Source organism: Motilibacter deserti, assembly GCF_011250635.1.
Lineage (GTDB): Bacteria > Actinomycetota > Actinomycetes > Motilibacterales > Motilibacteraceae > Motilibacter_A > Motilibacter_A deserti.
The window spans coordinates 707-6,431 of the sequence record NZ_JAANNP010000099.1 but is presented as its reverse complement, the minus strand read 5'-3'; the positions used below and the strand labels follow the sequence as shown (position 1 = coordinate 6,431).

The following is a 5,725-nucleotide window of genomic DNA, read 5'->3' as shown; positions in this document are numbered from 1 at the left end:
GGGTAGGCGGAGGGCGCGCGTAGGACGTGCGGCGTTGCGGGGAGGACGGCGGGGCAGCCAGTGGGAGCGCGGGCCGGTCAGAGCGCGCCGAGCGGGGCGACGACCGCGCCCGCGTCCTCGCACACCCAGTGCGGGTCGGGGCCGAGCTCGGGCTCGACCCGCAGCTCGTGCTCATCCTCGTGCAACGGGCAGCCGGGCCAGCGGTGGCCGGCCTCGTCGAGCAGCCGGTCCTGCAGGTCCTGGGCCAGCTGGCCGGCGACGAACTCCGAGCCCTGCGGCCAGGTGCTGACCCACCAGCGCCGTCCCTCGACGACCTCCTCGACGAGGGCGAGCACGTCGGCGTCGGCGGTGCCACGGGCGGCCAGGTCGTGCAGCAGCAGGGCCCGCGCGGCGAGCAGCGGGTCCGTCACGGGCGTCGGGCGGGACGGCGTGCGGTCACGTCACCATTCTGCCTTCTACGCTGCAGCCATGGCCGTGCTCGTCGACCCCGCGAACTGGCCGTGGCGGGACCGGCTGTGGGCGCACCTGGTCAGCGACACGTCCTACGCCGAGCTGCACGAGTTCGCCGAGCGGCTCGAGATCCCGCGCCGGGCCTTCCAGGGTGACCACTACGACGTCCCCGCGGAGCTGCGCGAGCGGGCGATCGAGCTCGGCGCCGAGCCGGTCACGGGCCGCGAGCTCATCCTGCGGCTGAAGGCTTCGGGGCTGCGCAAGCCGCTCGCGGAGCGCGGGCGTCAGCGCAACGCGTCGGGGACGTAGCGGGCCTGACCCTGCTCGGTCACGACGGACAGCTCCAGCGCGCTCCCCGACAGCCCGGCTGCGGCGAATGCGTCCTCGAGCGTCCGCAGCCCTGCGCGCGCCGCCGCGTCGTAGCTCGCGGCGTCGATGCCGATCGTCGTGTGGAGCACGCCGCCCTCGGTCCAGGCGCACGGTCTCCACGGGCCGAGCAGGCCGGCGAACCGGTCGAGCGCGGCGTCCGACACGTCGCGGCCCACCCGCCAGCTGAGCCCCACGACGTACTCCGGCTCGTCCGCATCGTCGGTCAACAGAGCTCCTCCACGACCACGGCGTGCCGGCCGCCCGGCTCCTTGAGCTCGACGACGAGGAAGCCGGTGGAGTCGCCGGCCGAACGGTCGACCTTGTCGCGCAGGTAGGGCGCCATAGTCCGGAGAAGCTGGCTTCGTGCGTCACCTGTGAGAGGCGTCTCCGTGCCGAGATGGCTGTGCACCACCAGGCACTCGGGGTCGGCGAACAGCTTGCGCAGACGAGGAAGGGGCGGCGGCCCTTGCCCGCGTTGCCGGAACTCGGTGCCGTCCGGGCTCCGCCACGAGCCGTCCCGCACGGCGGGCAGGACCGGCTCCGGCTGGGTAGTCATCGCGGAGGCTGGCGCGCACCCTTGCGGGCGAGATGGTCCAGAGTGACGAAGAGCAGCATCACGGCCGCCGTGAACGCGGCCGCGAACGCGAGGGTCGGTCCGAGCGGCTCGTCGCCGGCCGGGCCGGCTGCGGCGAACACGAACAGCGCGGCACCGGCGAGGACCGTCCCCCAGACGCCGGGCTGCCTGGCCAGCGGTCGCTTCCCGTCCCCGAGCATGCCCGCCCCCTGCCCCGCCGACCGCCCGCGCGAAACACGGCTCACGCGCCCGCCGTCAGCTCCCGCAGCTCCCGCTCGACGTTGACCCGCGCCGCCTGCTCCCACTGCGCGCCCGTCCGGGTCCGGAAGAGCGCGGGCCGTGAGAGCAGCGCCCGCAGCACCTGGGCGCGGCCGTCGGCGAAGGCGGCGTCGTCATTGCGTGCGTACTCCGCGCGGACACCGGCAACGTACTTCGCATAACGTTCGGCCGGCGACGCCAGGACCGCGAGGTCTGCGTCGGCCAGTGCCTTGCCGTCCTGGTCGTCGGGTGCGGGGTCGTGCGCGGCGGTGAGCCGGACGAGCCGGGCCACCTCTGCGACCGTTCCGGCGGGCATCCCGAGCCGGGCCAGCGAGTCCTCCGCCAGCAGGGCGCTGCGCTCCTCCGCCCCGGGCTCCAGGTCGTACACCGCGTCGTGGAACCACGCGGCCAGCCGCGCCACCTCCACGGAGGCGGCCTCGCCGGCGAGCTCGTCGAGGCGCGCGAGGACCTCGGCCAGGTGCACGGTGTCGTGGTACGCCCGGTGCGGCTCCGCGTACGCCGCGAGCAGGCGCCTCCCGGCCGCCACGACCTCCTCCTCGGGTGCCGTCGCGCCGAGCGCGCGCACGCTGCGGTGCCAGGCGGCGGGCAGGCCGGAGGTGTCCACGGGGCGAGCGTAGGCGCCCCGGCCTGCTGCGGGTCACCGCTTGCGCAGCACCAGCGCGGTGTCCGCACCGCGCAGGAAGCGGTAGCTCACCGGCACGAGCGTGGCGTCGACGCCGTCGCCGCCCAGCTCCCGCACCAGCGCGGGAAGCCCGTCGAGCGCTGCGCCGGCGTACTCGAGGAGCGGGTAGAGCCGCACGCTGCCGCCCGGCCGGCAGACCCGCAGCAGCTCGCGCAACGCGTCGCGGTGGAAGGCGCCGTCGAGGCGGTCCCCGTAAGCGAAGAGCAGATGTGAGCTGAGGACGACGTCAAACTCTTCATCAGCGAACGGAAGTTCGGGCAACGACGCGGGGACGTACCGCCCCGGGTGAGAGCGCACGTCCCACGCGAAGCGGCCGACCGCCGCCACACGAGCAGCGAAGTGAGCTTCCGGGGTGCCGAAGAGCCCCCACTCGTAGCGGTCGGCGTGCGCGCTGACGTAGTCCGAGCTGCGCCGCGCGTCGTCGAGCGCGCGCACGGCCAGGTCACCGGGCGCCATCGCGTACGCGGGGTCGGCCGCCACCGCATCGGCACCGAGCGCGCAAGCCTCGGCGGTGAAGCTCGACGCGCCGCCGGGGCAGTCGAGCACCCGGCACCCGGTCAGGTCGGCGGGGGAGAGGGCGAGCATGGCGAGGTACTCCTCCAGCGTGCGCGCGCTGACGAGATAGTCGCCGATCGCGTCGGCGGCGGGACGCGGCGCGGTCGTCGTGGCCATCGGGCTCCTTCGGAAGAAGGCCCGGGCGACGGGGTGGTGCACGCACGGCAGACGACGCCCGGACGGGGCGGTCTGCTGAGGACGAGGACGCGCAGGCCGCCTAGAGGCGGCGCCACCACTGCTGCTGCAAGCGCGTCATGGCTCGAGAGTAGCGCCGACCGGCCGGGAAGGGCACCCCTTGGACACTCGCTGCCAGACACCTTGGTGACAGGTCGAACCCATCGACAGGGCTACCGCCGGCGGGCGAATCTTCTCGTGCAGCAAGCGGGGCGGCCGGAACAGCCGGAAGCCCCGGTGAGACCGGGCCGACCGGGCTGCACGTTCACCTCGGAAGGAGTCTGCTCATGAGCTCGACAGTCAGCACCGCGCTCGCCGCGATCTGCTCGATGTTGCTGGTGGTCGTCGCAGGCGGCAGCGTCGTCGCGGTCCGCGGCGGCTCCGTCGCCACCCAGACGGTCGTCGTCATCGCGGTCTTCGCGCTCGCCGTCGGGGCCGGCGTCGGGATCGGCATGTCGATGAGGTCCCGGTGACCAGCCGTCCCGGCCTCGACATCGCCTTCGAGCGGGTCAGCAAGGCATACGGAGGGCGCCCGGTCCTCGAGGACGTGAGCTTCACGGCACGGGCCGGGCAGGTCACGGGCTTCGTAGGCCGCAACGGTGCCGGCAAGACCACGGCGCTGCGCATCCTGCTCGGGCTGGCGGCTCCCGACTCGGGGCACGCCACGGTGGGCGGCCGCCCGATCGCGGAGCTCGCACCGGGCACGGTGGGGGCCTCGCTGGAGCCGGGGGCCCACCCGGCCCGCACCGGGGAGGGGCACCTGCTCGTGCAGGCCGCCGCCCTCGGGGTGCCGCAGGCGCGGGTCCGCCCGCTGCTCGGCGAGGTCGGGCTGGCGTCCGCCGGGCGCAAGAAGGTGAAGGGCTACTCCTTCGGGATGCGGCAGCGCCTGGCCCTGGCGGCGGCGCTCCTGCCCGAGCCGGGCGTGCTCGTCCTCGACGAGCCGACCAACGGACTGGACCCCGACGGCATCCGCTGGCTCCGCGACCAGCTGCGCTCCGCAGCCGCGCACGGCGCCACCGTGCTGGTCAGCAGCCACCTGCTCGGCGAGCTCGAGCAGGTCGTGGACGAGGTCGTCGTCCTCGACCGCACGGTCCTCTGGAGCGGCGACCGCGCCGCCACGCTCGACGTCGACGGCGGGCTCGAGCAGCTCTACCAGGACGTCATCGCCGGCTCGAGGAGGATCTCATGACCACACTGTCGCTCGCCCCTGACCGCAGCCGGCCCGCAAGCCGTGCAGGAGCGCCTCCCGGCGCCCTGCGCCTGGCGGTGGCCGCCGAGGTCGCCCGGACCCGGACGACGCGCACCGTGCTCTGGCTCGGCCTGGCCGGAGCCCTGCTCGCCGCGGTGATGACCGCCATGGTCGCCGCCACGATCGGGCAGCCCGGCGGCCAGGAGGTCGCCTCGGAGACCGGCCGACTGACCGTCCTGAGCTTCGGCTTCAGCGCCGGGCTCATGGCCACCCTGGTCGGCGTGCTGTCGGTCGCGAGCGAACGGCGCTACCGCACGATGGGCTCATCGCTCGTCGCGACGCCGTCACGCCGCAACTGGCTCCTCGCCAAAGCGCTGGTGGTCGTGCCGATAGGCCTGGTGTTCACCACGGTCGGGCAGGCGGTCGCGCTGGCGATCGGCGCCCCGGTGCTCTCCTCGCACGGGGCACACGTGGACCTCTGGAGCGGCCCTGCCCTGCAGATGACCATCGGCACGCTCACCCTCGGCGCCTTCTCGGCGGTCTGGGGCGTCGCCCTCGGCGCACTGATCCGCAACCAGATGGTGGCGGTCGCCGCGGTCACGCTCTACTCGATCATGGTCGAGGCCGCCGTCATCCAGTACGTCCCCGCGGTCGGCAAGTGGCTCCCCGGCGGCGCCCAGTCCGCGATCGTGCACGACCCTGCGACCGAGCACCTGTCCGCCGGCGCCGGCTACCTGGTCTTCGCCGCCTGGTGCACCGTCGGCCTGCTGCTCGCCATCCGCCAGGTGGCCCGCGAAGACGTCACCGTCTCCGCCACCTGAGCCCGGCCGCTCCGGGCGGCCATCCCCCACACGTCTCACGACGGTCCCGCCGTGAGCTCTCCCGAGCACGCCCGAAAGGAGGGAAAACCATGAACGAGACCACCGCTCTGGTCGAGGAGCTCGAGTCGCTCGAGGCCCCCGGCTTCTGGTGGGGCGTCGCGGCCGGTGTCGGCACCGTCGCGGCCGGCACGCTGATCGGCGTCGCGATCACCTGATCCCGACTTCTTCCGTCCAACACTCGCAAGCCGTGGAGAGGAGGAACCATGAACGAGACCACCGCTCTCGTCGAGGAGCTCGAGTCGCTCGAGGCCCCCGGCTTCTGGTGGGGCGTCGCCGCCGGTGTCGGCACCGTCGCGGCCGGCACGCTGATCGGCGTCGCGATCACCTGATCGTCGCTTCCTCTGTCGTGAGTCCGTCCGAGTCCGTGAAGGGAGGGAAACCATGGAGAACATCGCTCTGGTCGAAGAGCTCGAGTCGCTCGAGGCCCCCGGCTTCTGGTGGGGCGTCGCGGCCGGTGTCGGCACCGTCGCGGCCGGCACGCTGATCGGCGTCGCGATCACCTGATCGCTGCTTCCCTTGTCCCAAGACCGTCCGAGTCCGTGAAGGGAGGGAAACCATGGAGAACATCGCTC

Annotated in this window: 12 protein-coding genes; 7 read left to right on the top strand and 5 right to left on the bottom strand. The window is 73.7% G+C overall.

The features are described from left to right. Window positions 1-77 precede the first annotated feature (77 nt). Window positions 78-410: a hypothetical protein gene (locus G9H71_RS20390; protein ID WP_166284618.1), complete on the bottom strand. Its 333-nt coding sequence runs from the start codon at window positions 408-410 to the stop codon at window positions 78-80. Between the two features lie 58 nt (window positions 411-468). Here G9H71_RS20390 and G9H71_RS20385 point away from each other — a divergent pair, with 58 nt between their 5' ends. Further along, window positions 469-759, top strand: a complete 291-nt coding sequence (locus G9H71_RS20385; protein WP_166284617.1) for a DUF4031 domain-containing protein — start codon at window positions 469-471, stop codon at window positions 757-759. Here the strand turns inward: G9H71_RS20385 and G9H71_RS20380 are convergent. The 4 genes from G9H71_RS20380 to G9H71_RS20365 form a co-directional block, all read right to left on the bottom strand. Beyond that, window positions 735-1,046 (bottom strand): hypothetical protein, encoded by a 312-nt coding sequence (locus tag G9H71_RS20380; RefSeq protein WP_166284616.1) that lies wholly within the window; start codon window positions 1,044-1,046, stop codon window positions 735-737. The genes G9H71_RS20385 and G9H71_RS20380 overlap by 25 nt on opposite strands. Before the next feature lie 325 nt (window positions 1,047-1,371). Next, the gene (locus G9H71_RS20375; protein ID WP_166284615.1) at window positions 1,372-1,593 is read right to left on the bottom strand and encodes a hypothetical protein; all 222 of its coding nucleotides are present in this window, start codon (window positions 1,591-1,593) and stop codon (window positions 1,372-1,374) included. Between the two features lie 41 nt (window positions 1,594-1,634). Continuing rightward, window positions 1,635-2,276, bottom strand: coding sequence for an HD domain-containing protein (locus G9H71_RS20370; protein ID WP_166284614.1), 642 nt, complete (start codon window positions 2,274-2,276; stop codon window positions 1,635-1,637). A 33-nt stretch (window positions 2,277-2,309) separates the two neighbouring features. Beyond that, a complete protein-coding gene (locus tag G9H71_RS20365; protein ID WP_231135179.1) occupies window positions 2,310-3,026 on the bottom strand; it encodes a methyltransferase domain-containing protein in 717 nt (238 codons plus the stop codon). A 344-nt stretch (window positions 3,027-3,370) separates the two neighbouring features. Here G9H71_RS20365 and G9H71_RS24120 point away from each other — a divergent pair, with 344 nt between their 5' ends. The 6 genes from G9H71_RS24120 (at window position 3,371) to G9H71_RS24740 (ending at window position 5,657) form a co-directional block, all read left to right on the top strand. Further along, a complete protein-coding gene (locus tag G9H71_RS24120) occupies window positions 3,371-3,556 on the top strand; it encodes a hypothetical protein (protein ID WP_166284613.1) in 186 nt (61 codons plus the stop codon). Continuing rightward, the gene (locus tag G9H71_RS24755; protein WP_331273150.1) at window positions 3,553-4,272 is read left to right on the top strand and encodes an ATP-binding cassette domain-containing protein; all 720 of its coding nucleotides are present in this window, start codon (window positions 3,553-3,555) and stop codon (window positions 4,270-4,272) included. The genes G9H71_RS24120 and G9H71_RS24755 overlap by 4 nt, the downstream gene beginning before the upstream one ends. Beyond that, the gene (locus tag G9H71_RS20350) at window positions 4,269-5,093 is read left to right on the top strand and encodes a hypothetical protein (RefSeq protein ID WP_166284612.1); all 825 of its coding nucleotides are present in this window, start codon (window positions 4,269-4,271) and stop codon (window positions 5,091-5,093) included. The genes G9H71_RS24755 and G9H71_RS20350 overlap by 4 nt, the downstream gene beginning before the upstream one ends. An 89-nt stretch (window positions 5,094-5,182) precedes the next feature. Continuing rightward, entirely contained in the window at window positions 5,183-5,308 is a 126-nt protein-coding gene (locus G9H71_RS24750) for a daptide-type RiPP (RefSeq protein WP_269204772.1), read from the top strand. A gap of 48 nt (window positions 5,309-5,356) precedes the next feature. Next, a complete protein-coding gene (locus G9H71_RS24745) occupies window positions 5,357-5,482 on the top strand; it encodes a daptide-type RiPP (protein ID WP_269204772.1) in 126 nt (41 codons plus the stop codon). 52 nt (window positions 5,483-5,534) lie between these two features. After that, on the top strand, window positions 5,535-5,657 hold the full coding sequence (locus G9H71_RS24740; protein ID WP_269204771.1) for a daptide-type RiPP: 123 nt from the start codon (window positions 5,535-5,537) through the stop codon (window positions 5,655-5,657). Window positions 5,658-5,725: the final 68 nt, after the last annotated feature.